Raw genomic sequence first — 24426 nt, forward strand, 5'->3', positions numbered from 1 at the left:
CGAACGCCATCACCAGACGATCGCGCCGTGTGGTGGAGAACCAGCTCAGGCCGCCACCGACAAGCACGCCCAGGACCGTTATCAAGCCACCGACCAAGAACTCCATCCGTGTCCCCCCGCAGAGCCCGGCAGTCCTCGCCATGGTCCTCGACGGCATCGGGCCGGGCAAGAGCCGGGCATGGTCCTTCCTCTCCGGTCCTCAGCCGCCGAACGCGACGCCCGGCAGGCCCTGGCCCGCGGCCGGCAGGACGAGCAGAGAACCGGCCAGCGGGTGAGGGCGGGCCTGGCCGGTGCGTGCCGTGGTGATGTACAGGTCCCGGAGCTCCGGGCCGCCGAAGGCGCAGGCCGTGGGGCGCCTCACCGGGAGCGGGACGACGCGGTCCAGGGTGCCGTCCGGGGTGTACCGGCGGAGCTGCGCGCCGTCCCAGAGCGCGACCCACACGCAGCCGTCCGCGTCGACCGTGAGTCCGTCGGGGAAGCCCGCGCCGGTCTCGATCGTCACGAAGGGGCGGCGGTGGGTGGCGAGTTCGGCGCCCGTGGGGCAGATGTCGATACGGCGCGTGGGGCTGTCGACGTAGTACATGAGGGAGCCGTCCGGGCTCCAGCCGATGCCGTTGCTGACCGTCACCCCAGGGAGCGTCTCGTGCGCTGTGCCGTCGGGGGCGAGGCGGACGAGGTTGCCGCCGCCGGGCGCCTCGTCGTAGCGCATGGTGCCGGCCCAGAGCGCCCCGTCGGGGGCCACGGCGGCGTCGTTGCCACGACGGCCCGGTACGGGGTCGCGCAGGAGCCAGGCGAACGCGCCGCTCCGGCCGTAACGACCTATGCCGTCGCGGAGGTTGACCACGAGGCCGCCGTCCGCGCAGGGCTTCGCCGCGCCGACGTGCTGCTCGGTGGCCATGACGGTGCGCCGGCCGGTCGCCGGGGTGTAGGTGTGGACGCGCGAACCGAGGATGTCGACCCAGATCAGCCGCTGGGCGGTCGCGTCCCAGGTGGGGCCCTCGCCCAGCGCCGCCTCCTCGCGGACGGCGACCGCGAGGCCGGCGCTCACCGCGTGCCCCGGTGACCGAGCCGTACGGAGAGGTCGGCGGCGCCCTTGGCGGCCAGCTCGGCGAGCTCCCGCTCCCGGTCCTCGCTCCAGCGGATCACGGGGACAGAGACCGAGAGCGCCGCGACGACCCGCCCTGAGCTGTCGCGGACGGGGGCGGCGACGCAGCTCACGTCCGGGTTGGACTCCTGGTGCTCGACGGCGACGCCCCGCTCGCGGATCTCGGCGAGGGCGGCGCGCAGCGCGTCGTGGCCTGTGATGCTGTTCGGCGTCATCCCGGCCAGCTCGCGCCCGTCGATCCGGCTTTCCAGCTCGGCCGGCGGCAGCGAGGCGAGCAGCATCTTGCCGACGGCGGTGCAGTGCGCGGGGAGCCTGCGGCCCGCGGCGGAGACCATGCGGACCGCGTGGGTGGAGTCCACCTTGGCGACATAGATGACGTCGGTGTCCTCCAGGAGCGCGACATGGACGGTCTCGTCGCAGATCGCGGCGACCTCACAGGCCACCTGCCGGCCCTCGGCGGCGAGGTCGAGCTGCTCCGCGTACCGGCTGCCGAGCTGGTAGGTGCGGACGCCCAGCCGGTAACGGCCGGGCTGTTCGGGGACGGGCACGAGGTAGTTGCGGGCGGCGAGCGTGGTGAGCAGCTCGTGCACGGTGGTGCGCGGGAGCCCGAGCCTGCGGACGACGTCCGGGGCGGAGAGTGTCTCGTCGCCCGTCAGGAACAGCTCCAGTATGTCCAGCGCTCTGCTCACCGCGGGAACCTGTCGTCCCATCGCCGCTCACCCACCCCTCGTGTCCGGCCCTGTTCGATATTCCGGCCGGTGGCCGATATCGCGAACACAGGCTAACCACAGGCCTCTTCGCCAGGCAATGGCCGCGCGGTCCGTTGACACGTTCCCGACCAGCCCCTACGGTCACGCCTACATTTCGAACGTGTGACGAAATTTCGAACGAGACCGAGGGGCAACTGCCGTGCGTATCACGGGAATCAGCACTCATGTCGTCGGAACTCCCTGGCGCAACCTCACCTATGTGCTCGTCCACACCGACGAGGGGCTGACGGGCGTGGGTGAGACCCGCATGCTCGGGCACACCGACGCGCTGCTCGGCTACCTCCGTGAGGCGGAGGCCAACCACATCGCAGGCTCCGACCCGTTCGCCGTCGAGGACCTGGTCCGCCGGATGAAGTACGGAGACTTCGGGCGCGCGGGCGAGATCGTGATGTCGGGCATCGCGGTGGTCGAGATGGCCTGCTGGGACATCAAGGGCAAGGCGCTCGGGGTGCCGGTCTGGCAGCTGCTCGGCGGGAAGGTGACCGACCGGGTCAAGGCGTACGCCAACGGCTGGTACACCACCGAGCGGACCCCGGAGGCGTACCACAAGGCCGCCCGCACAGTGATCGAGCGGGGCTACCAGGCCCTGAAGATCGACCCGTTCGGCACCGGGCACCTCGAACTGTCGTACCAGGACACGCTGTACGCGGTCTCCCTGATCGAGGCGGTACGGGACGCCATCGGCCCGGACGCCGAACTCATGCTGGAGATGCACGGCCGCTTCTCGCCTGCCACGGCGATCAGGCTGGCCCGGGAGATGGCGCCGTTCCGTCCGGCGTGGCTGGAGGAGCCGGTCCCGCCGGAGAACCTGAAGGCGCTGGAGAAGGTGGCGGCCAAGGTGGACCTCCCGATCGCGACGGGTGAACGGGTCCACGACCGGATCGAGTTCCGTGAGCTGTTCGAGAGCCAGGCCGTCGACATCCTCCAGCCGGACGTGGGCCACCTCGGCGGCATCTGGGAGACCCGGAAGCTGGCCGCGACCGCCGAGACGCACTACATGCTGGTCGCCCCGCACAACGTGGGCGGTCCGGTGCTCACGGCCGCCTCCCTCCAGGTCGGCTTCACCGCGCCGAACTTCAAGATCCTGGAGCATTTCAACGACTTCGCGGACGCGGAGATCAAGAAGGTGGTCAAGGGCGCGCCCCAGGTGGTGGACGGCTACTTCCACCTCTCGGAGGCGCCCGGTCTCGGCGTCGAGCTCGACACGGACGCGGCGGCCGAGTTCCCGCAGCAGCAGGCCCGCTTCGACCTGTGGGCGGACGGCTGGGAGCGGCGCGCGCCCGCGACGCGGGGCGGCGGCGCATGAGCCGCACACCGGGCGGCTCCGGCCTCGCGGTCGTCGTCGACGCCCCCGGGCAGCACCGCCTGGTCCCGCAGGAACCGGTCCCGCCCGGGCCCGGGGAGGCTCTGGTACGGGTGTACGCGAGCGGTGTCTGCGGCAGTGACCGTGAGGTGTACCGGGGCACGCGGCCCGAGGGGTTCGTGCGGTACCCGCTCACGCCCGGCCACGAGTGGTCGGGGACGGTGGCCGAGGTCGGGGCGGGCGTCCCCGGGGAGCTCGTCGGCAGGAAGGTGGTCGGCGAGGGCTTCCGCGGCTGCCAGGTCTGCGAACGTTGTCATACGGGCGACACCACGCTCTGCACCGCCGGGTACGACGAGACCGGCTTCACCCGGCCGGGCGCGATGGCGCCCACGCTGACGCTCCCGGCCCGGCTGCTTCACGTGCTCCCGGACGACGCCGATCTGACGGCGGCCGCCCTCCTGGAGCCGGCCGCCTGTGTGGCGGCGGCGACGCTCGCGGCGGCTCCTCGGCCCGGCGAACGCGTCGGCGTGGTCGGCGCGGGGACCCTGGGGCTGATCGCGGTCCAGCTGCTGGCCGCCTCCTCGCCCGCCGAGCTGTACGTGGTGGAGCCACGGCGTGAACGGGCCGATCTGGCACGGGAGTTCGGGGCGACCGCCGTCGTCGGGGCGGCGGAAGGGGCGGAAGGCCGGTGCGATCTGGTCCTGGAGGCCGCCGGGGCGCCTGGCTCCGCGCGCGCGGCCGTGGGTCTCGCCCGCAGGGGCGGGCGAGTCGTGCTCACCGGTATCCCCGGCGCCGGTGCGACCGGCCTCGATCCCGCGGCGCTGGTCACCGGCCGGCTGACCCTGCACACGGTCTTCGGCGCGCCGCCGGCCGCCTGGGCCCATGCCGTACGCGCCTTCGAGGCCGGCCTGCTCGACCTCGCCGCGCTGGTGACGCACGAGCTCCCGCTCTCCGCGTTCCCGCAGGCCGTCGAGCTGGTGGGATCCGGTGACCCCAAGGCCGGGAAGGTGCTGCTGCGGCCCTGACACCGGGAAGCACCCACGGCCCGCACTCAGCCCCCGTCCCGCCCGGAGGCCCCGGCCTCGGACCGCCCCAGCCACACCCACACTTCCGAACCACGTCCGAAATTTCGAACACGGAGGACCGCTCGTGACCGACGCTCCGCCTTCCGCGCCCCGCCGCCCCGGCGAACACGCCCTCGCCGTCCTCGGGCTCGGCTCCCCCGCCCTCTCCCCCGCCGACACCTCCCCGCACTCCTTCCCGGACGGCGGCACCTGGCGGACCGAGGTGCCGTCCGTGGAAGGACCCGACGCGCTGGAGGCGGTCCTGGAGGAGTCCGCGCGGCTCGACGTGCCGGTCCACCGGGTCAGCCAGGGCAGCGGCGTCTGGATGCTCACGGACGGCGAGATCACCGCGATGGTGCGGGCGGCCGCCGAACGCTCCGTCGAACTCTGCCTCTTCACCGGCCCCCGCGGCACCTGGGACATCGGCGGCTCCGTCCGCAGCGACTCCCGGGGCGGCGGCCTGCGCGCCCGTGGCCATGACGCCGTCGCCGGCTGTGTGGAGGACGCCGTCCGCGCCACCGAACTCGGTGTCCGGTGCCTGCTGGTGGCGGACGAGGGCGTGCTGTGGACGCTGCACCAGGCCCGGCGCCACGGGGTGATCCCCGCCGACACCACCCTGAAGGTCTCGGCGCTGATCGGCCCCGTGAACCCCGCCGCGTACGCCGTCCATGAGCGCCTGGGCGCCGACTCGGTGAACGTGCCGAGCGATCTGCCGCTCGCCCATCTCACCGAGATCCGGCGGGTGAGCGCCGCGCCGATGGACATGTACATCGAGGCGCCCGACGACCTGGGCGGTTACGTCCGGATGTACGAGGTCGCCGAGCTGATCCGCCGCGGCGCCCCGCTGTACCTCAAGTTCGGTCTGTCGAAGGCGCCTTCGCTCTATCCCTCCGGCCTGCATCTGCGCGAGACCGTGCTCGCCACCGCCCGCGAGCGCGTACGCCGCGGCCGGCTCGCCCTCGATCTGCTGGCCCGGCACGGCGCGGACGGCGGGATGTCCCCGCTCGGCTCGCGGCTGCCCGGCCCGCTGCACCGCTTCCCCGACCCGATCCACCACACCGACAAGGACTGATGACATGCGTATCCGCAGTGCCGCCACCGCCACCGTCCTCGCGACCGCTCTCGCCGTCGTCCTCTCCGCCTGCGGCCAGAGCGGCGCGGGCGGCGCCAAGGAGGAGAAGGGCGCCGAGGAGCTGACGGTGGGCATCGCGATGCCCACCAAATCCTCCGAGCGCTGGATCGCCGACGGCAGGAACATGGTGAGCAGCCTGGAGAAGTACGGCTACCGGACGACGCTCCAGTACGGCGAGGACGACCCGGACCAGCAGGTCTCGCAGATCGAGAACATGATCACCCAGGGCGTCGACGCCCTGGTGGTCGCGGCCATCGACGGCCGGGCGCTCGCCAATGTGCTCCAGCAGGCGGCGGACGCGAAGATCCCGGTGATCTCCTACGACCGGCTCATCCTCGGCTCGCCGAACGTCGACTACTACGCGTCCTTCGACAACGAGAAGGTCGGCGAGCTTCAGGGCGGCTATCTCGTCGAGAAGCTCGGGCTGAAGGACGGCAGCAAGAAGGGCCCCTTCAACATCGAGCTGTTCGCCGGCTCGAACGACGACAACAACACCCGCTACTTCTTCCAGGGCGCCATGAACGTCCTCCAGCCGTACATCGACAAGAAGCAGCTGGTCGTGAGGTCCGGCCAGACCCGGCTCAACCAGGTGACCACGCTGCGCTGGGACGGCGGCCAGGCCCAGAAGCGCATGGACGACCTGCTCACCTCCTCGTACGCGAAGGAGCGGGTGGACGCGGTCCTCTCGCCGTACGACGGCATCTCCATCGGCATCCTGTCCGCCCTGAAGTCGGACGACTACGGCAGCGCGAGCAAGCCGCTGCCCGTCGTGACCGGGCAGGACGCCGAGGTCGCCTCGGTGAAGTCGATCATCGCGGGAGAGCAGACCCAGACGGTCTACAAGGACACGCGCGAACTGGCCAAGGTCGCCGCGCAGATGGTCGACGCGCTCTTCGAGGGCAAGAAGCCCGAGGTCAACGACACCACGACGTACGACAACGAGAAGAAGGTCGTCCCGGCCTTCCTGCTCGACCCGGTGAGCGTCGACAAGTCCAACTACCAGGGTGTGCTGGTCGATTCCGGCTACATCAAGGCGAGCGACCTCAACTAGACCTCGACCGGAGAGGGGTGGGTGTGCCATGGCGGGACCCGTCCTGGACATGCGCTCGATCATCAAGACCTTTCCCGGCGTGACGGCGCTGTCGGACGTCTCCCTGACCGTCCGGGCGGGCGAGGTCCACGCCGTCTGCGGGGAGAACGGAGCGGGCAAGTCGACGCTGATGAAGATCCTCAGCGGCGTTCATCCGCACGGCAGTTACGAGGGGGAGGTGCTCTTCCAGGGTGAGCCCTGCCTGTTCAGGGACATCGGGGCGAGCGAGAAGCGCGGCATCGTGATCATCCACCAGGAGCTGGCTCTGGTGCCGTACCTCTCGCTCGCGGAGAACATCTTCCTCGGCAACGAGCACGCCACCCGTGGCGTGATCAGCTGGGACCGCACCCTGCGGCACGCTGCGGAGCTGCTGCGCCGGGTGGGTCTGGACGACCATCCGCAGACCCGGGTCGCCGACATCGGCGTGGGCAAACAGCAGTTGGTGGAGATCGCCAAGGCGCTCGCCAAGGAGGTGAAGCTGCTGATCCTCGACGAGCCGACGGCCGCGCTCAACGACGAGGACAGCGGCAAGCTCCTCGATCTCATCGAGGAGCTGAAGGGTCAGGGCATCACGTCGATCATCATCTCGCACAAGCTCAACGAGATCGCCAGGGTGGCGGACTCGGTGACGATCCTGCGGGACGGCCGGTCGATCGAGACCCTCGACGTGAAGGCGCCGGAGACCACCGAGGAGCGGATCATCCGGGGCATGGTGGGCCGCGATCTGGACCACCGCTTCCCCGAGCGGACGCCGCACGAGCCGGAGCGGGGCGCGGCGCCCGCGCTGGAGATCCGGGACTGGACCGTGCACCACCCGATCGACCAGCACCGCAAGGTCGTCGACGGCGTCTCGCTGAGCGTCCGGCGCGGCGAGATCGTCGGGATCGCGGGGCTGATGGGCGCGGGCCGCACCGAACTGGCGATGAGCGTCTTCGGCCGCAGCTACGGGCGGTACGGCGGCGGTACGGTCCTCAAGGACGGCGTGGAGATCCGTACGCGTACGGTCCCCGAGGCGGTCGGGCACGGCATCGCGTACGTCACCGAGGACCGCAAGCACTACGGCCTCAACCTGATCGACACCATCAACCGCAACGTCTCCCTGAGCGCGCTGTCCAAGGTCGCCCGGCGCGGCATCGTCGACGAGCACGAGGAGGCCAAGGTCTCCAAGGGCTTCCGCCGGTCGATGAACATCAAGGCGCCGACGGTCTTCGAGCCGGTCGGCCGGCTGTCGGGGGGCAACCAGCAGAAGGTCGTCCTCAGCAAATGGATCTTCGCAGGACCCGACGTCCTGATCCTGGACGAGCCGACCCGCGGGATCGACGTGGGCGCCAAGTACGAGATCTACACGGTCATCGACCGGCTGGCCGCCGAGGGAAAGGCGGTCCTCTTCATCTCCTCGGAACTCCCCGAGCTGCTCGGCATGTGCGACCGCGTCTACACCATGGCGGCGGGCCGGCTCACAGGTGAGGTGTCCCGCGCCGAGGCGACCCAGGAGCTGCTGATGCGGCACATGACGAAGGACAGGAGGCAGCACGCATGAGCACCGATCTGACGGCCGGGACCCAGGCCGACGACACGGGGAAGACCCCGTCGGGCCCACCCGCCGGGGGCCGGCCCGGCGTCGGCCGGCTGATCCTCGACGGACTGCGGGGCAACATGCGGCAGTACGGCATGCTGATCGCGCTCGGGCTGATCGTGGCCCTGTTCGCGGTCTGGACGGGCGGCGATCTGCTGCTGCCGCGCAACGTCTCCAATCTGGTCCTGCAGAACAGCTACATCCTGATCCTGGCGATCGGCATGATGATCGTCATCATCTCGGGCCACATCGACCTGTCCGTGGGCTCGCTCACCGCCTTCGTCGGCGCGGTGGCCGCCGTGCTGATGGTCGAGCACCGGATGGCGTGGCCGCTGGCGGTGGTGCTCGTGCTGCTGCTCGGCGCGGCGGCGGGGGCGATGCAGGGATTCTTCATCGCGTATCTCGGCATTCCGTCGTTCATCGTCACCCTCGCCGGAATGCTCCTCTTCCGCGGCCTCACCGAGATCTTCCTCAAGGGACAGACGATCGGGCCCTTCCCCGACGGGCTCCAGACGGTCTCCAACGGCTTCCTGCCGGAAGTCGGCCCGAGCACCGACTACCACAATCTGACGCTGCTGCTCGGCCTGGCCCTCATGGTCTTCGTCGTGTGGCAGGAGGTGCGGGACCGCCGTCGTCAGCGGGAGTACGCCCTGGAGGTCGCGCCCGTCGGCCTGTTCGCCGTGAAGCTGACGGCGCTCGTCGCCACGGTCATGGTCTTCACCCTGCTGCTCGCCAGCTACAAGGGAGCGCCGGTGGTGCTCCTGATCCTGGCGGCGCTCCTGGTCGGCTTCGGCTATGTCATGCGGAACGCGATCGTGGGACGCCATGTGTACGCGATCGGCGGCAATCTGCCGGCCGCCAAGCTCTCGGGTGTGCGGGACAAGAAGGTCACGTTCCTGGTCTTCCTGAACATGGGGGTGCTCGCCGCGCTCGCCGGTCTGGTCTTCGCCGCCCGGTTCAACGCCGCCTCGCCCAAGGCAGGCATCAACTTCGAACTGGAGGCGATCGCCGCCTCGTTCATCGGCGGCGCGTCGATGAGCGGCGGGGTGGGCACGGTCCTGGGCGCGATCATCGGCGGTCTGGTCCTCGGGGTGCTCAACAACGGCATGAACCTCGTCGGGATCGGTACGGACTGGCAGCAGGTGATCAAGGGTCTGGTGCTGCTCGCGGCGGTCGGCTTCGACGTGTGGAACAAGCGCAAGGTCGGTTCCTAGCCCGGGGGCCGTCGGCCGCACCGCGGCGGTCGACGGCCTTTCCGTCATCCTCACAAGGGCCTCGGCCGACGGGGCGGGCGAGCTCCCTCGCTTGGATAGGGTGCCCGTCGGCATCGGAGTTCCTTGGTGGGAGACGTGAGTTGATGAGCGGTCAGCAGCCGGGGCGAGGCAGCGCCCCTCAGATCTTCCAGCCCCTGGCCGCGGACGACCCGACCCACGTGGCCGGTTACCGGCTGGCGGCGAAGCTCGGCGCGGGCGGCATGGGCAGGGTGTACCTCTCGTACACACCCGGCGGGCGGGCGGTCGCCATCAAGGTGATCCGTCCCGAGTTCGGCGACGACCCCGAGTTCCGGCGCCGGTTCGCGCAGGAGGTGCAGTCGGCGCAGCGGGTGCAGGGGCTGTTCACGGCGCCGGTCATCGACGCGGACACCGAGGGGCAGCGCCCGTGGCTGGCGACGGCGTATGTGCCGGGACCCTCGCTCGCCGACGCCGTCGTCGCCCACGGCGCCCTGCCCGTCGAGACGGTGCTGCTGCTGGTCGCCGGGATGGCGGAGGCGCTGCACGTCATCCACGGCGCGGGGATCGTGCACCGCGACCTCAAGCCCTCGAACGTCCTGCTCGCGGCGGACGGACCCCGCGTCATCGACTTCGGCATCGCCTACGCGGCCGACGCCACCTCCCTGACGGGCAGTGGCGTCACCATCGGCACGCCGTCGTTCATGGCACCGGAACAGGCGGCGGGCAGCCGGGTGACGGCGGCCACCGACATCTTCGCCCTCGGCCAGGTCGCCGCCTACGCGGCGACGGGTACGCCCGCGTTCGGCGAGGGGACCTCGCACGGTGTCCTCTACCGGATCGTCCACGAGGAGCCCGACCTGTCGCGGGTCCCCGAACGGCTGACGGAACTGGTGACGCGGGCGCTCGCCAAGGACCCCGAGGCGCGGCCGTCGATCGCGGAGACCATCGCCCTGTGCCAGTCCGCCAACGCGGAGACGGTGCTGCGGCGCCCCGAGGACTGGCTGCCGAGCTCGGTGGCCGCCGACATCACCGTACGCACGGCGGGTCCCGCGCCCGAGCGGACTCCGCCGCCCCCGGGATACACCCCCACGGCTCACGCCGCCCCGGTCCCCGGCTACCCGCCCACGGCACCGGCCGGTTCCGTCCCCGGCCGCCCGCCGATGCCGTCCGGTCCGGCCGGCGCGTACTCGCCGACGATGCCGGCCTCCCCGACGCCGCCTCCGGGTGCGCCGGTGCCGATACACACCCCCGCTCCGGGACCGTTCGGCCCGCAGAACCACGCGTACCAGCAGCCGCGCCCCGCCCGTTCCGGCAAGCGCGGTCTGCTCATCGCGCTCGCGGCCGCGCTGGTCTTCGGTGTCGCCGGCGGTGGCACGGCGTATCTGCTGCTCAAGGACAAGGACGAGCAGACGCAGGGCAGCGGCTCGCAGGGCGACCGGAAGGGCGACCGGAGCGGCTCCGGGAGCGACGGTGGCGGCGGCGAGGGCGGGGGTACGACCCCCGGCGCGTCGACGAGCCCGTCACCGAGCACCAAGCCCGAGCCGGAGGCCTCCGTCTTCAAGGGGATCGACCTCACCGCCGGCTACCACCTGACCCTCGGGGACGCCGAGGTCCGGCCGCAGCAGGGCGAGGACGGCGGGTACGAACTCTCGTACGACACCGGCGGCTACCTCGACTCCGAGACCACCGGCGGCAGCCTCGTGCTGCTCGACGCGGGCCAGGAGGGCTCGCTCGCCGCCTGCCGCGCCGACACCCGCTACACGACCAACGTCTATGTGGACAAGCTGTCCCAGGGCCGCCAGGTCTGCGTCACCACGGGTACGGGCCACATCGGCCTGGTCACGGTCCGCGGCTTCTCGTCCGAGGACTCGCCGAGCACCTACATGACCCTGGACCTGACCGTCTGGCGCAACGCCGCGTAGGCAGCCGGGAAAGGCCGAGGCCCCCGCCGGGAACGGCGGGGGCCTCGGTTCTTGTGCGCGTGCGCCGGTGCGTCCGGATCAGACCGCCGGGGCGGGGTACGTCGGGTACTCGACGCCCGAGACGTGCTGGACGACCCGGATGACCTGGCACGAGTAGCCGAACTCGTTGTCGTACCACAGGTAGAGGATCGCGTTGTCGCCGTCGACCTTGGTCGCGCCGGCGTCGACGATCGAGGCGTGGCGCGAGCCGACGAAGTCCATGGAGACGGCGTCGGGCGCGGTGGTGAAGTCGATCTGGCGCTTCAGCGGCGAGTGCAGCGAGACGTCGCGGAGGTGGTCGAGGACCTCCTCGCGGGTGGTCTCACGGCCCAGGCGCAGGCTGAGGATGGCGATCGAGACGTCCGGGACGGGGACGCGGATCGAGCTGCCGGTGATCGGCGCCTTGAGGTCCGGCAGCGCCTTGGCGACGGCGGAGGCGGCACCGGTCTCGGTGATGACCATGTTCAGCGGCGCGGAGCGGCCACGACGGTCGGCCTTGTGGTAGTTGTCCAGAAGGTTCTGGTCGTTGGTGAACGAGTGGACGGTCTCCACGTGGCCGCGCAGCACGCCGTACTCGTCGTCCATCGCCTTCAGCGGCGGGACGATCGCGTTGGTGGTGCAGGAGGCGCAGGAGAGGATCTGCTCGTCCGGCTTGATCGTGTCGTGGTTGACGCCGTGGACGATGTTCGGGACGTCGCCCTTGCCCGGGGCCGTCAGGACGACCTTGTCGATGCCGGGGCGCAGGTGCTTGGAGAGGCCCTCGCGGTCGCGCCACTTGCCCGTGTTGTCGATGAGGATGGCGTCCTTGATGCCGTACGCCGTGTAGTCGACCTCGGACGGGTCGTTCGCGTAGATCACCTTGATGGTGTTGCCGTTGGCGACGATCGTGCTGGTCGCCTCGTCCACCGTGATCGTGCCCTGGAACTGGCCGTGGATCGAGTCGCGGCGGAGCAGGGAGGCGCGCTTGACGATGTCCTGGTCACCGCCCTGGCGGACGACGATGGCGCGCAGACGCAGACCGTTGCCGGAGCCGGCCTTCTCGATGAGCAGGCGGGCGACGAGGCGGCCGATGCGGCCGAAGCCGTAAAGGACGACGTCGCGGCCGTCGCGGCGCTCGATCTTGTCGGCACCCGTGGCACCGGCGACCGCGGAGGCGGTGAATTCCTCCACCGAGAGGCCCCGGTCGTCGCTCTTGTAGGCCTCGGCGAGCAGCGCGATGTCGATCTGCGACGGGCCGAGGTCGAGCGTGGTGAGCGCCTGCAGGAACGGCAGCGTCTCGGTGACCGAGAGCTCCTCGCCGGCGATCTGGCGGGCGAACCGGTGAGTCTTGAGGATGCTGACAACCGACTTGTTCACCAAGGATCGGCTGTGGACCAGGACCGTGACGTCCCGCTCCCGGTGCAACTTCCCGATGATCGGAATCATCGACTCCGCGATCTCCTCGCGGTTCTTCCAGCTGGTGAACGAGTCGTCATTGACAGTCACGAGTTCATCTTTCGAGCTAGGCGGTGCTCATATGCTAACCCGTCGAACTTTTGATCTTTCTCGACCCCCTCCCGTGGGCCGTTCCCGGGAGCTGTCCGAGGGCTGTCCGGGGGCTCCGCCCGGCTCAGGACTCCTCGACGGTCACCACGACCGAGTGCCGGCCCGTGGCCCCGTCCGGCATGGTGTCGGTGCGCGCCTCGGGCTGGGTCGCGCCGGTGCCGTCGGTGGCCCGGACCGTGAGGGTGTGGCGGCCGGGAGCGGCCTGCCAGGGGTGGACCCACTGACGCCAGGTGTCCTGGCTGTCCTCCGCGCCGAGCCGCGCCACCTCCCAGGGTCCGTCGTCGACCCTGACCTCCACGCGCGCGATGCCGCGGTGCGGGGCCCACGCCACCCCGGCGATCATGACCGTGCCCGCGCGGGGCCGGGCGAGCGCCCGGGGGGTGTCGATCCGGGACTGTGTCTTGACCGGCGCCCGGGCCGCCCAGCCGCGCGGGACCCAGTAGGCGTCGTAGGCGTCGAAGGTGGTCAGCTCGATGGACTCGATCCATTTGCAGGCGGAGACGTAGCCGTACAGTCCCGGGACGATCATGCGGACCGGAAAGCCGTGGTCCAGGGGCAGGGGCTCGCCGTTCATGCCGAAGGCGAGCAGGGCGTCGCGGCCGTCCATGACGTCCTCGACGGGGGTGCCGATGGTCATGCCGTCGACGGAACGGGCCACGAGCTGGTCGGCGGGCCCGCCTTCGGAGGGCGGGCGCACTCCCGCCTCGCGGAGCAGATCGGCGAGGCGTACGCCGAGCCACCGGGCGTTGCCGACGAGGTCTCCGCCGACCTCGTTGGAGACGCAGGCGAGGGTGATGTCCCGCTCCACGACCGTACGGGACATCAGTTCGTGCAGCGTGAGGGAGAGTTCACGGCGCACCCCCGCCCCGTGGATGCGCAGGCGCCAGCCGTCGGCGTCGACCCCGGGAACGACGAGCGCGGTGTCGACCCGGAAGAAGTCCCGGTTCGGGGTGGTGAAGGGGCCGATGCCCGGGACGTCGAGCTGCGCCCCGGCGGGCACGGCCGGCGCGGGCGAGGCCGGCTTGGGCAGCCGCAGTGCGGCACGGGACGCCGTGGCGCTCTCGCCGGCCGAACCGGCGGCCCGGCCGAGCGCGGCGGCGGCGGTCGCCGCGAGGCCCGTCGCGGCGGCGACGACGAGGAAGCTCCTGCGGTCCGCCCGGGCGGCCCCGTCGGGCAGGTCCCCGGAGTCCGGGGCGAGCAGCCTGCCGACGAGGGCGTACAGCAGGACGGCACCGGCCGCCGCCCCGACGAGCGAGGGCACGGCGTCGAGGGCGGATTCCGAGTCGGGCCGGCTCACGGCCGCGAGGGCGCCGAGGAGGCCGAAGCCGAGGACGCCGGCGGCAGCGGCCGGACGCCGGCGCAGGGCGAGCAGCCCCAGGGCGGCGGCGATCAGGGCGAGGACGAGCAGGATGCCCAGCAGGAGGACGGCCTTGTCGCTCTCGCCGAAGGTACGGATCGCCCACTGCTCGACCGCGGTCGGCGTCCGGTCGACGAGGACGTCACCGACGGCCGTGACCGGGCCCGCCTCGGGGCGGATCCAGCCGGCGACGAGGTCGGCCACGGCCAGGGCGACATAGCCGGAGAGGACCCCGCCGAGCGCGGCGAGGAGCCGGTCCGTGCGGGCCGGCGGCCGGGGGGAGCTGGTGGCGTTCATGCGTCCCAGCATCGGCGGGAGACGGCCGTCGCGCGGGACATTTCAGCCGCGCGCCGCCCCCGCCTCTTCGACCAGGGCCGCCAGGGCGGTGCCGAGCGCGTCGAGACCGGGACCTGCGGGGCCGCCGGGCTCCGCCATGTAGACGTCGCGGCGGATCTCGATCATCAGGGCGGTGACGCGCGGATCACGCCCGTAGTGGTCGAGCGGTACGTACGTTCCCGCGAAGGGGCTGTCCGTGCCGATCCCGCCGAACGAGGCGAACGCCTTCCGTGCCGTGTCCACCAGCGCGGGCGGTGTGTGGAAGGAGTCCGTCCCGAGGCAGATCGGCGGGCGGTGACCGTCGCCGTGCAGCTCGTAGGGCAGGGCTTCGGTCGGGTACGAGTGCACGTCGATGATCACGACGCGGCCGGCCGCCGCGAGCCGCTCCTCCACGGCGGCCGTCATGGCCCGGGCGTACGGCGTGAAGTACCGGTCCAGGAGGGGCTGCGCGTCGAACGCGTCCGGCCGGAGCTCGGCGCGGTGCGTGGTGCGGGTGTAGACCGCGCCCATGCCGACCGCGCGCATCTCCTCGCGCTCGTCGGGGAAGCGCTCGGGGTCGACGACCAGCCGCGAGAGCCGGTTGACGAACCGCCAGGGCGTCACGGCCGCGGTCCGCGCCGCGACGGCGGCGATCTCGGCGGTGTGGGAGTCGGTGATGTGGTCCAGCTCGCGCGCGAGTTCCTCGTCCCCGAGCACGATGCCGTCGCGGACGTCCGGCGGCAGCTCACGGGAGGAGTGCGGCACATGCAGGAGTACCGGGGAGTCCGGAGCTCCGGGGAGGAGCTGGAAGGAGTGCGAAGTGTCGGTCATGGGCGTTCCTCGCTGTACGACGGCGTCGGCCTGTGGCTTTCCGGTACCAGCATGAGCCCGGTCACCGGGTCACCCCGCCGGACCGGACGACGGCCGCGGCCGCTGAGCCGCGGGCACGCCGTCCGGTCCGTCGGGTCGGCCACGCCTTACGCGGCGTCCCGCACCGAGCCCTTGAACTCCGGGCCCTCGTGCGGTTCCCAGTCCGCGTCGTACGTGATCAGCCGGGTCCGCAGGTACTCGGTCGGTTCACGCACCGTGTCCGCGACCGTCGGAACCTGCACCTCGGCGCTCGTCCGCCCGGCGGGCACGTACACCGAGAAGGACGGGTCCTCGCCGCCCCACAGCCCCGAGAGCGGCACCGGCCGGGCCGGAGGCTCGCCGAAGTGCTCCTCCAGCCAGCTCCGTCCGACATCCGCGGTGGACAGCTCGGCGCCGCCGGCGACCGGCAGGAGGGAGAGCGAGCCGCCGATCTCCACGTCGGCGGCCTCGGAGAGGGTCAGCCGCCAGGTCAGCGGCTTGCCCTCGGTGACATCGGCCGCGACCGGGGTCAGCGTCGCCGTGGGCATCGCGTCGTCGTTCCGCGCGGTCACCCCGCCCCGGTGCGAGCCGACGGCCACACCGCGTACCGCCTTCACGGACACGTCCTGCGAGAAGTCGTAGCCGTAACGGGTGTTGCCCCGCACCTCCACCGGCACGTCGATGTCCTGGCTGCCGGGGCGTACCGTCACGATCCGGGAGGTGCTCTCGTCCGTGCCCGGCTCGGGGACGAAGACGCGGACCTGGCCGCTGCCCTGGCCCGAGACGTGGACCGGGACCCGATAGGTACGGACCCCGGAGTCGCCCTCGTCGACGGTCAGCCGGCCGATGTCGACACGGGGCATGGCGGTCGTCGGGCCGGCCGCGGGAGTGCCGGGGCGCCAGCCCCAGGCGTCCATCAGCCAGGCGCTTCCGGAGCCGCCGCGCGGGGTCAGTTCGAGGGTCGTGATCCGCGTCAGGTCGAGGCCGCCGCGAGCGGCGGGGGCCAGCGGGACACGGACCTCGCGGGCCCAGTGGGACGCGGTCCGCTCACTGCCGGGGAGTCCGTCGGCCTGGGCCCGGCCCAGGTGCGCCCGGCGGCCGGAGGCGTCGACGAGCGTGACGTCCAGGCGGGTACCGGCGGCGTTGGGCGGCACGATGACGCGCAGCGCCAGGGCCTCGGAGCCCTTCAGGGAGACGGACTGGAGGGAACGGACCGTCACCGGGGAGCCGGTACGGCCGGCGGGCCACGTGAACGCGACGGCGTCGCGTCCCGGCTCGGGCGATGCCTCCCAGGAGGCGAAGTGCGGCGACCGGCCGGGTCCGTCGGGCGACAGGCAGGCGCGCTTCGGGTCCGGGTCGATCTGCGCGCAGACCCGGCCGCCGGTCACGGCGGTCGAGGGGCCGGGCAGGAACCCGGGCGTGCGGTGCGCGCCGACGGCGTGACTGAGGACACGGGCGGGGCCGGCCGACTGGGCGCGCCGGCCGGTGCCGTCGAGGAGCGGACGGACGCGGTCGTCGCCGGCGACGAACAGGTGGGCCGCCGCGGCGATGTAGGTGGCCCCCGCGGCCTGCTGCTGCGAGGCCGTCAGCCGGGTCCCCTTGCCCGGCGAGCACACGGGGTCGGGGGTGTCGCCCTCGTAGAAGTCGTCGAACGCGGGCGCCTCGGCCTGGCCCGGAGTCCACTCGCTGTTGAAGAAGTTGTGGTTGGCGCCGACCATGTACACCGCGCTCTGGAGCGCGGCGCCGCGGCTCACACCGCGCGTGCCGTCGACGTAGATCTGCCCCTGGAGGTCCGAGACGTCGCCGTCGCAGCCGGGCAGCATGGTCAGCGAGGGCACGTCGGGGGCCGGGTTCTGGCCGAAGATCGTGGGACCGATCAGGACGTTGCCCTGGATGGTCCACCGCACGGGGCCCTGGTAGCCGTCCTGGTCGGCGGGCGGCCGGTGGATGCTGTCGAGCGCGGCGCGGTTGACGCCCTCGCCGCCCCGGGAGTGGCCGACGAGCAGCACGCGCGAGAGATCGGCCGGCGAGGCGGCGCGTACGGCGGACGGCGCGCCGGACCGGTCGGCCGACCAGTCGGCCCAGCGGGCGAGGTGCTGGCGTACCAGGGAGGAGCGGGCCTGCGCTCCGGCGTCGTCGGCGAGGTAGTCCTGGCCGTTGATGCCGTTGGCGGAGATCGAGACCGTCACATAGCCCTGGGAGGCCAGCAGCTTCTGGGCGCGCAGATAGCCCTTGTGGCTCGGTACCGGCTTGGTGCCCGTGGGGCAGGGCCACTGGCCGGTCGCGTCGTCGCCGTCGCCGTAGCAGGTGCCGTGGCGGCCGTGGAGGAAGAGCGCGAGCGGCCGCTTCCCCGGCGCGTCGGCAGGTCCGACGACCATGGCGCGCATCTCGATGGGCTCGGCGTATCCGGGCAACCGGATGGATTTCAGGTCGTATTCACCGCTGACGGAGCGGTAGCTCCCCGGGACTCCGGGGTCGACCGGGTTCAGCGGCAGCACCGTTCCCTTCCGGGCCGCGGCCGCGGGGGGCCGGCCCTGGGAGGACTCCGTGGAGGCGTCGGCCTCGGCGTCAAGCCGGCGCCCGCCGGCCAGCACCTTCAAGTCCCCCGGGGAGCCGAGCCGCAGGCCGTCGGCCCTGAGCCGGTACGCCTTTCCGTCGGCGGCGGGCACGGGGATGCCGAGCAGCCGGTTCCCGGCGAAGAACTCGACGCGGGCGTCGCCCATGGGCACGGGGTCGGTGGGCGTCCAGACGAGTTCGCGGCCGGCGCCCTTGCCGGTGAGGCGCCAGCCCTCCGGGAGCTTCCCCTCGTCGCCGTCCCTCACCTGCTGTCCCGGGCTCCCCGCCCGGCCAGGGGGCCGGGGGACGGTTCGGCGAACGCCGTTCCGGGCGACGCCGCGGTCAGCGCCAGTAAGGCCAAAGCCGCGGTCACCGCACGTGTGACACGTATCAAAGCGGTCTTCCTCACGATCGGTTGTGTCGCGGGCACCTCGGGGTCGGCGGGTGCCGCGCGTCCTCTCTCGTGACCGGAGGACGGCAACCGGCCGCCGCGGGTTGCCTCATGGAGACGTCCTGTCGCGGAACGGGCCGCGTGCGTGGAGAGATCGAGGGGATTTCCCGCACGGGGGTAGGCCCGCACGGCCCGCTTGTTATACGTTCCGTCTAACAGCTTGCTAGACGCCGCATCTAACAAGCGTGCGACGTCTCGATCCAAGGAGCCGCACATGGCGAGCAGCACCGTCCCACCGGAGAGCGAGGACCGGCACGCCGAGCAGGAGGTCGCCCGGCGGCTGCTCGACTCGGCCGCGAAACTGTCGTACGACCCGGCCACCGAGGTGGACTGGGAGACCCCGCTGGACAAGGACTTCCACGGCGCGAGCCCGGAGTGGAGCACGCTCTACGGCACCGCGTACTGGGGCGAGTTGACCGAACCGCAGCGCAAGGAGCTGACCCGCCAGGAGGCGGCGTCGGTGGCCAGCACCGGCATCTGGTTCGAGATGATCCTCCAGCAGATGGTGCTGCGCGACATGTACGCCAAGGACCCGACCGAGCCCCGCTTCCAGTGGGCGCTCACCGAGATCGCCGACGAGTGCCGGCACTCGATCATGTTCGCGCGCGGCGCCGCGAAGCTCGGCGCCCCGGCCTACCGGCCGCACCGGCTCGCCGTCGAACTCGGCCGGGCGTTCAAGACGGTCGCGTTCGGCGAGGCGGCGTACGCGGCGATCCTGGTCGCCGAGGAGGTCCTCGACGTGATGCAGCGCGACTGGATGCGCGACGAGCGGGTCGTGCCGTTCGTCCGCACGATCAACAACATCCATGTCGTGGAGGAGTCGCGGCACATGAAGTTCGCCCGCGAGGAGACGCGCAGGAGGCTGCGCGGCGCGAGCCGGGCGCGCCGTCACTTCCACGCGCTGGTCATCGCGATCGCGTCGTACGTCATCGTCACCAGCATGGTGGGCCGCAAGGTCTACGAGAGCGCCGGACTCGACGTCGAGCGCGCCGTCCGCGAGGCCAGGGCGAACGAGCACCACAAGTCCCTGATGCGGTCCAGCTGTGCGGGCCTGATGGAGTTCCTGTCCTCCGCCGGACTCCTCACCAGGCCGGCCCTCGCCTTCTACAGGCGCGCCCACCTGATCTGACCGAAGCCGACCGAGCCGACCCGAGCTGAGCCGACGACATGACCTACGCCATCACCCAGACGTGCTGCAGCGACGCCACCTGTGTCGCCGTGTGCCCCGTCAACTGCATCCACCCGACGCCGGAGGAACGGGAGTTCGGCAGCACGGAGATGCTCCACATCGATCCGGCCACCTGCATCGACTGCGGCGCCTGCGCCGACGCGTGCCCGGTGGACGCGATCTTCCCGGTGGACAGCCTCTCGGCGGCCGACGCCGGGTACGCGGCTGTCAACGCCGCCTACTTCGCCGACAAGGAGCCTCCGGCCCGGGCCCCGGGGCCGAACTTCCACTCCTGGGGCGCGCCGGCCTTCGAGCGCAGCCTGCCGTCCGACTTCGCGCCGATCCGGGTCGCGGTCGTCGGCACCGGCCCGGCGGGCATGTACGCCGCCGAGGACCTGCTGCTGCACACCAACGCCGAGGTGACCCTGGTCGACCGGCTGCCCGTGGCGGGCGGTCTCGTCCGGTACGGCGTGGCACCGGACCACCCGGCGACCAAGAAGGTCGGCGACACCTTCGCCCGCTTCCACACCCACCCCCGGGTACGGATGCGGCTGGGCGTCGAGGTCGGCAAGGACGTCACGGCGGAGGAACTCGCCGCGCACCACGACGCGGTCGTGTACGCCGTGGGTGCCTCCACCGACCGCCGGCTCGGCGTTCCCGGCGAGGAATTGCCGGGGAGCGTCTCGGCGACCGCCTTCGTGTCCTGGTACAACGCCCATCCGGAGTGCGCCCCGGACGCCATCGGCCTGACCGGCGCCGAGCGGGTCGTGGTGGTCGGCAACGGCAATGTCGCGCTCGACGTCGCCCGGATCCTCGTCATGGACCCGGAGACCCTGGCCGGCACCGACATCGCCGACCACGCACTCGCCGCCCTGCGGGCGTCGCGGGTGCGCGAGGTGGTCCTGCTCGGGCGCCGGGGCCCGGAGGACGCCGCGTACACCGCGTCCGAGCTCCTCGCCCTCACCCACCTGCCCGGGGTGCGGCTCGTCGTCGACGACCACGATCCCCGGACCGGTGCGGCGATCGACGGCGCCGGGCGCCGCGAGAAGGCCGCGCTGCTGCGGGACCTGGCACGGGAGGCCGTGGACTGGACGCGCCCGCCGTCGGCGACGGGTGAGCGGCGCATCGTGCTGCGGTTCCACTCCGCACCGGTCGCGTTGGCCGGCGAGGGGTCCGTACGGGCCGCGCGGGTGACGGAGGGTCCGGGCGAGCGGGAGATCCCGGCCGAGCTGGTGGTGCGGGCGGTCGGCTACCGGGGCGTGCCGGTGCCCGGGCTGCCGTTCGACGAGGCGACCGGCACGGTGCCGCACGACCGGGGCCGGGTGGCCGGGATGCCCGGGACGTACGTCGTCGGCTGGATCAAGCGGGGTCCCTCGGGCGGGATCGGCGCCAACCGGACCTGCGCGGCCGAGACGGTCGGCACGCTCCTTGCCGACGCCGTCGCGGGCGCGCTGCCGGCTCCGTCCCGCACGCCCCAGGCGTTCCGACGGCTCGCCCGCGGACGCGGCGCGGAGGTCGTCGACGCCCGGGGCCTGGCCGCCATCGACCGCGCCGAACGGACACGCGGCCGCGAGACCGGCCGCCCCCGGGTCAAACTCGCCACGGTGGCGGACCTGGTGGCCGCGGCGCGGGGCAGGCGGCTACGCCGTCCGATCTGACCGGGCCCCCCGCGCCTCTAGTCCGTGACCTTGTCCCAGGCCGTCGTGCCCAGCAGGCCCGTCTCGCCGATGTCGAGGCCGCCGTCGGGCTCCACCGTCCGGCGCTCCGCTCCGGCGGCCGGGGCGATGTCGACGTACACCCCGCTCCCCCGCCGGGTCGACGCGTCGACGGCCGAGTAGCGCCAGACGAACACGCTGCGCGCGGACTCCCCCGGCTTCAGCGCCACCGGGTGCGGCCCGGGGTCGTCGAGCTGGGTGACGGGGCCCGGTCCCTTGAGCACCGTGACGTCCATGGGGCGGCGCTCGACGTCCCGTACCCGTACGTCCGGATACCCGTTGACACGCTGCTCGCCCGCACCGCAGTTGGTGAGCGTCACGGGCATGGCCCGCAGCCCCATCGCGGCGTCGACCATGCCGGCCGTCACCCGGAGACCCGACGCCGGGCAGTCCTCCGTGGCGGTGGGAACGGGCGGCCGGGCAGCGGGCGGTTCGGCTCCCGGGTTCGACGGCTCGCGCACCGGGACGGGCAACGGCTCGGCGGACGCGTGGGCCCCGGTCCGCCCGGGGTCGGCCTCGCGGTCGAGCTCGGCCCCGAGACCGCAGCCGGCGGTCAGGACGGCGGCCGCCGCCAGAAGGAGGCCTTGGCGCGGGGATATGGCTGTCATGTCGCGATCGCCCGCGGCTACTCGAACCGCGAGGTGTCGCCCGCTCCCCGGCGTACGACCTCCGGCTCGCCGCTCGAGAAGTCGATGACGGTCGTCGGTTCAGTGCCGCAGTCACCGGAGTCGAGGACGGCGTCCACCGCGTGGTCGAGCCGCTCCTTGATCTCCCAGCCCTGGGTCATCGGTTCGTCCTCGCCGGGCAGGAGCAGGGTGCTGGAGAGCAGCGGTTCGCCGAGCTCCTCCAGGAGAGCCTGGGTCACGACGTGGTCGGGGATCCGGACGCCGACGGTCTTCTTCTTGGGGTGCAGCAGCTGGCGCGGGACTTCCTTCGTCGCCGGCAGGATGAAGGTGTAACTGCCGGGCGTCGCCGCCTTGACGGCCCGGAACACGTCGTTGTCGACGTGCACGAACTGGCCGAGCTGCGCGAAGTTCTGGCACACCAGGGTGAAATGGTGGCGGTCGTCGAGCTCACGGATCGTGCGGATCCGGCCGATGCCGTCGCGGCTGCCGATCCGGCATCCCAACGCGTAGCAGGAATCCGTCGGGTACGCGACGAGCGCGCCGGAGCGGATGCTGTCGGCCACACTGCTGATGGTGCGCCGCTGAGGGTTCTCGGGGTGCACGTCGAAGTACTTCGCCATGCGGGCAGTCTAGGTTCCCTGCGGGTCCGGCCCGGGACGGCGGGCCGGTGCGGGTCACCGCACCTTCGGGCGACCGTCAGGCCGCGAGGCGCAACTCCTGGCGCAGGACGATCGCGTTGAGCCGGATCGTGTAGGGCGCGATGTCCATGATCTCGAGGGCGGCGGCCTTCTCCTTCTCCAGTCCGACGGTCACGTCGATGCAGAAGGCGATCGCGTACATGTGGTCCCCGGTTTCCTCGTCCTGGAGGGCGAAGAACAGGTCCCGGTAGTAACTGGTCCGCTCCGGGCCCTCGTCGTAGTACGAGAGTCCCGGCCCGCCCTCCTGCGCGGCGAGGCCGGTGAACGCGTCGGCGAGCTCCTTCTCGACGGTGTCCCAGAACGAGGCGTCGGCGAACTCGCCGGGCAGCGCCTGGCGCACGGCCTCCTTGAGGGAGAGCACCATGACCATGACGGGGGCGTGCTCCTGGAGCCCCCAGCCGCGCACCATCTTCACGACGGCGCTGTCGGGGATGGCGGCCGCGGCCTGATGGATGTTCTCGAAGTCGAAGTTGACGGTGGCCGGCGCGATGGCCTCCTGGAACAGCCGGTCGATGGCCCGGGCCTGGTCGAGATGGTCCGGGCCCACCTCGATGACGGTCTTGAAACTGGCGGTCATGATTCCTCCTGATGCGTCGGGGTGATCAAGAGGGGTCAGTATGCCGTCTGGCGTCGGGCCGCCACACCCTTGTCGTCTTGTCGACTTCAACGGACAGTACGGGAATGGCGATCGTTGTGCTGGTGGGCACGTTGGACACCAAAGGTCTGGAGTACGGATGGCTGCGCGAGCGGCTGGAGCGCCGCGGAGTCGAGGTCATCGTGGTCGACACGGGGGTGATCGGGGCCCCGAGGATATCCGCCGACGTCTCCCGCGCCGAGGTGGCGCGGGCGGCGGGCGTGCGGCTGGAACGGTTGCGGGCCGAGGGCGACCGGGGCGCGGCCGTGACCGCGATGGCGCGCGGGGCGGCCGAGGTCGTCCGGCGGCTGCACGCGGAGGGCAGGCTCCACGGGGTGCTCGCTCTGGGCGGCAGCGGTGGTACGTCGATAGCGACGCGGGCGATGCGGGCGCTGCCGCTCGGGGTGCCGAAGGTGATGGTCTCCTCGATGGCCTCGGGCGATGTCGCGCCGTACGTCGGCTCGTCGGACATCACGCTGATGTACAGCGTGGTCGACATCGCCGGGGTCAACCGGGTGTCGGCTCCGATACTGGCGAACGCCGTCGACGCGGTCGCCGGGATGGCGCGGGGTTTCGCGACGGCGGCGCCTGCGCCGGCCCCGGGCGGCGAGAGGCCGCTGGTCGCCGCGAGCATGGCGGGGGTGACGACGCCCGGCGTCGACGCGGCGCGGGCGCGGCTGACCGAACTCGGCTACGAGGTGCTGGTCTTCCACGCGAGCGGGGCGGGGGGCCGGACGCTGGAGTCGCTGGCGGAGCAGCGGCTCTTCGCGGGCGTCCTGGATCTGACGCTCTGCGAGCTGGCGGACGACCTCTGCGGGGGCATCCTGACGGCGGGGCCCGACCGGCTGCTCGCCGCCGGGCGCGCAGGCGTGCCGCAGGTGGTGAGCCCGGGGGCGCTCGACCTGGTGAAGTTCGGCCCTCTCGACACGGTCCCCGAGCGCGTGCTCGACCGTGATGTGCGGGTGCACAACCCGTCGATCTCGGTGGTCCGGACGACGGCCGAGGAGTGCGCCGAGCTCGGCGCGCGCGTCGCGGCGAAGCTGCGGTCCGCGACCGGCCCCACGACCGTCCTGCTGCCACTGCGCGGGCTGTCCACGCTCGGGGAGCCGGGAGGGCCGTACCACGATCCGGTGGTGGACGAGGTGCTGTTCACCGCCGTACGGGACGGGCTGCGCGGCAGCGCGGTCGACGTGGTGGAGGCCGACACGCACCTCAACGACCCGTCGTTCGGCCGCGCCGCCGCGGAGCTGCTGCACCGGCTGATCGAGGGGGGGTGATC

General features: G+C 72.2%; 18 protein-coding genes and 1 pseudogene. 10 read left to right on the top strand and 9 right to left on the bottom strand.

The genetic code is table 11. From position 1 onward, the window contains the following. Positions 1–199: 199 nt before the first annotated feature. Positions 200–1048, bottom strand: coding sequence for an SMP-30/gluconolactonase/LRE family protein (locus ACFY8U_RS01140; RefSeq protein ID WP_389564005.1), 849 nt, complete (start codon positions 1046–1048; stop codon positions 200–202). After that, positions 1045–1815 (bottom strand): IclR family transcriptional regulator, encoded by a 771-nt coding sequence (locus tag ACFY8U_RS01145; protein ID WP_389564008.1) that lies wholly within the window; start codon positions 1813–1815, stop codon positions 1045–1047. Before ACFY8U_RS01145 ends, ACFY8U_RS01140 begins: the two co-directional genes overlap by 4 nt. Positions 1816–2014: 199 nt before the next feature. Here ACFY8U_RS01145 and ACFY8U_RS01150 point away from each other — a divergent pair, with 199 nt between their 5' ends. From ACFY8U_RS01150 to ACFY8U_RS01180, 7 genes are all read left to right on the top strand, one after another. Continuing rightward, complete coding sequence (locus ACFY8U_RS01150; RefSeq protein ID WP_389564011.1) at positions 2015–3181, top strand: mandelate racemase/muconate lactonizing enzyme family protein; 1167 nt, start codon at positions 2015–2017, stop codon at positions 3179–3181. Further along, on the top strand, positions 3178–4203 hold the full coding sequence (locus ACFY8U_RS01155; protein ID WP_389564012.1) for a zinc-binding dehydrogenase: 1026 nt from the start codon (positions 3178–3180) through the stop codon (positions 4201–4203). Before ACFY8U_RS01150 ends, ACFY8U_RS01155 begins: the two co-directional genes overlap by 4 nt. 124 nt (positions 4204–4327) lie before the next feature. Next, a complete protein-coding gene (locus ACFY8U_RS01160) occupies positions 4328–5314 on the top strand; it encodes a hypothetical protein (protein WP_389564015.1) in 987 nt (328 codons plus the stop codon). 4 nt (positions 5315–5318) lie between these two features. Continuing rightward, complete coding sequence (gene chvE / locus ACFY8U_RS01165) at positions 5319–6425, top strand: multiple monosaccharide ABC transporter substrate-binding protein (protein WP_389564018.1); 1107 nt, start codon at positions 5319–5321, stop codon at positions 6423–6425. A 28-nt stretch (positions 6426–6453) separates the two neighbouring features. Continuing rightward, on the top strand, positions 6454–8004 hold the full coding sequence (gene mmsA / locus ACFY8U_RS01170) for a multiple monosaccharide ABC transporter ATP-binding protein (RefSeq protein WP_389564020.1): 1551 nt from the start codon (positions 6454–6456) through the stop codon (positions 8002–8004). Then, positions 8001–9254, top strand: a complete 1254-nt coding sequence (gene mmsB / locus ACFY8U_RS01175) for a multiple monosaccharide ABC transporter permease (protein ID WP_389564022.1) — start codon at positions 8001–8003, stop codon at positions 9252–9254. The genes mmsA and mmsB overlap by 4 nt, the downstream gene beginning before the upstream one ends. A gap of 143 nt (positions 9255–9397) precedes the next feature. Beyond that, on the top strand, positions 9398–11194 hold the full coding sequence (locus ACFY8U_RS01180) for a serine/threonine-protein kinase (RefSeq protein WP_389564025.1): 1797 nt from the start codon (positions 9398–9400) through the stop codon (positions 11192–11194). A 78-nt stretch (positions 11195–11272) separates the two neighbouring features. On the opposite strand, the gene ACFY8U_RS01185 is transcribed toward ACFY8U_RS01180, so the two are convergent. The 4 genes and pseudogenes from ACFY8U_RS01185 to ACFY8U_RS01200 form a co-directional block, all read right to left on the bottom strand. Beyond that, positions 11273–12718 (bottom strand): glyceraldehyde-3-phosphate dehydrogenase, encoded by a 1446-nt coding sequence (locus tag ACFY8U_RS01185; protein ID WP_361431776.1) that lies wholly within the window; start codon positions 12716–12718, stop codon positions 11273–11275. A gap of 124 nt (positions 12719–12842) precedes the next feature. After that, on the bottom strand, positions 12843–14432 hold the full coding sequence (locus tag ACFY8U_RS01190) for a molybdopterin-dependent oxidoreductase (protein WP_389564028.1): 1590 nt from the start codon (positions 14430–14432) through the stop codon (positions 12843–12845). 42 nt (positions 14433–14474) lie between these two features. After that, a complete protein-coding gene (locus tag ACFY8U_RS01195; protein ID WP_389564031.1) occupies positions 14475–15281 on the bottom strand; it encodes an N-formylglutamate amidohydrolase in 807 nt (268 codons plus the stop codon). A 146-nt stretch (positions 15282–15427) separates the two neighbouring features. Continuing rightward, positions 15428–18249 (bottom strand): annotated as a pseudogene (locus ACFY8U_RS01200) (hypothetical protein). A 271-nt stretch (positions 18250–18520) separates the two neighbouring features. Between ACFY8U_RS01200 and ACFY8U_RS01205 the strand changes: the two are divergent. Both ACFY8U_RS01205 and ACFY8U_RS01210 read left to right on the top strand, forming a co-directional pair. Beyond that, positions 18521–19435: a diiron oxygenase gene (locus tag ACFY8U_RS01205; RefSeq protein ID WP_389564034.1), complete on the top strand. Its 915-nt coding sequence runs from the start codon at positions 18521–18523 to the stop codon at positions 19433–19435. Between the two features lie 38 nt (positions 19436–19473). Continuing rightward, positions 19474–21132, top strand: coding sequence for an FAD-dependent oxidoreductase (locus ACFY8U_RS01210; protein ID WP_389564035.1), 1659 nt, complete (start codon positions 19474–19476; stop codon positions 21130–21132). Between the two features lie 17 nt (positions 21133–21149). Here the strand turns inward: ACFY8U_RS01210 and ACFY8U_RS01215 are convergent, their stop codons facing one another. The 3 genes from ACFY8U_RS01215 to ACFY8U_RS01225 form a co-directional block, all read right to left on the bottom strand. Continuing rightward, a complete protein-coding gene (locus ACFY8U_RS01215; RefSeq protein ID WP_389564038.1) occupies positions 21150–21797 on the bottom strand; it encodes a DUF4232 domain-containing protein in 648 nt (215 codons plus the stop codon). Between the two features lie 17 nt (positions 21798–21814). Continuing rightward, entirely contained in the window at positions 21815–22435 is a 621-nt protein-coding gene (locus ACFY8U_RS01220) for an L-threonylcarbamoyladenylate synthase (protein WP_389564041.1), read from the bottom strand. A 76-nt stretch (positions 22436–22511) separates the two neighbouring features. Beyond that, positions 22512–23090 (bottom strand): Type-2Aa cytolytic delta-endotoxin, encoded by a 579-nt coding sequence (locus tag ACFY8U_RS01225; protein WP_361605414.1) that lies wholly within the window; start codon positions 23088–23090, stop codon positions 22512–22514. Between the two features lie 104 nt (positions 23091–23194). Between ACFY8U_RS01225 and ACFY8U_RS01230 the strand changes: the two genes are divergently transcribed. After that, positions 23195–24424: a Tm-1-like ATP-binding domain-containing protein gene (locus ACFY8U_RS01230; protein ID WP_389564043.1), complete on the top strand. Its 1230-nt coding sequence runs from the start codon at positions 23195–23197 to the stop codon at positions 24422–24424. Positions 24425–24426 lie beyond the last annotated feature (2 nt).

Source organism: Streptomyces sp. NPDC012508 (assembly GCF_042902595.1).
Taxonomy (GTDB): Bacteria; Actinomycetota; Actinomycetes; order Streptomycetales; family Streptomycetaceae; genus Streptomyces.

Excerpts from the sequence above, each read along its gene's own strand:
- ACFY8U_RS01145 (WP_389564008.1), bottom strand. The coding sequence starts at position 1,815 with ATGGGACGACAGGTTCCCGCGGTGAGCAGAGCGCTGGACATACTGGAG.
- mmsB (WP_389564022.1), top strand. The coding sequence starts at position 8,001 with ATGAGCACCGATCTGACGGCCGGGACCCAGGCCGACGACACGGGGAAG.
- ACFY8U_RS01180 (WP_389564025.1), top strand. The coding sequence starts at position 9,398 with ATGAGCGGTCAGCAGCCGGGGCGAGGCAGCGCCCCTCAGATCTTCCAG.
- mmsA (WP_389564020.1), top strand. The coding sequence starts at position 6,454 with ATGGCGGGACCCGTCCTGGACATGCGCTCGATCATCAAGACCTTTCCC.
- ACFY8U_RS01215 (WP_389564038.1), bottom strand. The coding sequence starts at position 21,797 with ATGACAGCCATATCCCCGCGCCAAGGCCTCCTTCTGGCGGCGGCCGCC.
- ACFY8U_RS01230 (WP_389564043.1), top strand. The coding sequence starts at position 23,195 with ATGGCGATCGTTGTGCTGGTGGGCACGTTGGACACCAAAGGTCTGGAG.
- ACFY8U_RS01225 (WP_361605414.1), bottom strand. The coding sequence starts at position 23,090 with ATGACCGCCAGTTTCAAGACCGTCATCGAGGTGGGCCCGGACCATCTC.
- chvE (WP_389564018.1), top strand. The coding sequence starts at position 5,319 with ATGCGTATCCGCAGTGCCGCCACCGCCACCGTCCTCGCGACCGCTCTC.
- ACFY8U_RS01155 (WP_389564012.1), top strand. The coding sequence starts at position 3,178 with ATGAGCCGCACACCGGGCGGCTCCGGCCTCGCGGTCGTCGTCGACGCC.
- ACFY8U_RS01190 (WP_389564028.1), bottom strand. The coding sequence starts at position 14,432 with ATGAACGCCACCAGCTCCCCCCGGCCGCCGGCCCGCACGGACCGGCTC.
- ACFY8U_RS01205 (WP_389564034.1), top strand. The coding sequence starts at position 18,521 with ATGGCGAGCAGCACCGTCCCACCGGAGAGCGAGGACCGGCACGCCGAG.
- ACFY8U_RS01195 (WP_389564031.1), bottom strand. The coding sequence starts at position 15,281 with ATGACCGACACTTCGCACTCCTTCCAGCTCCTCCCCGGAGCTCCGGAC.
- ACFY8U_RS01220 (WP_389564041.1), bottom strand. The coding sequence starts at position 22,435 with ATGGCGAAGTACTTCGACGTGCACCCCGAGAACCCTCAGCGGCGCACC.
- ACFY8U_RS01210 (WP_389564035.1), top strand. The coding sequence starts at position 19,474 with ATGACCTACGCCATCACCCAGACGTGCTGCAGCGACGCCACCTGTGTC.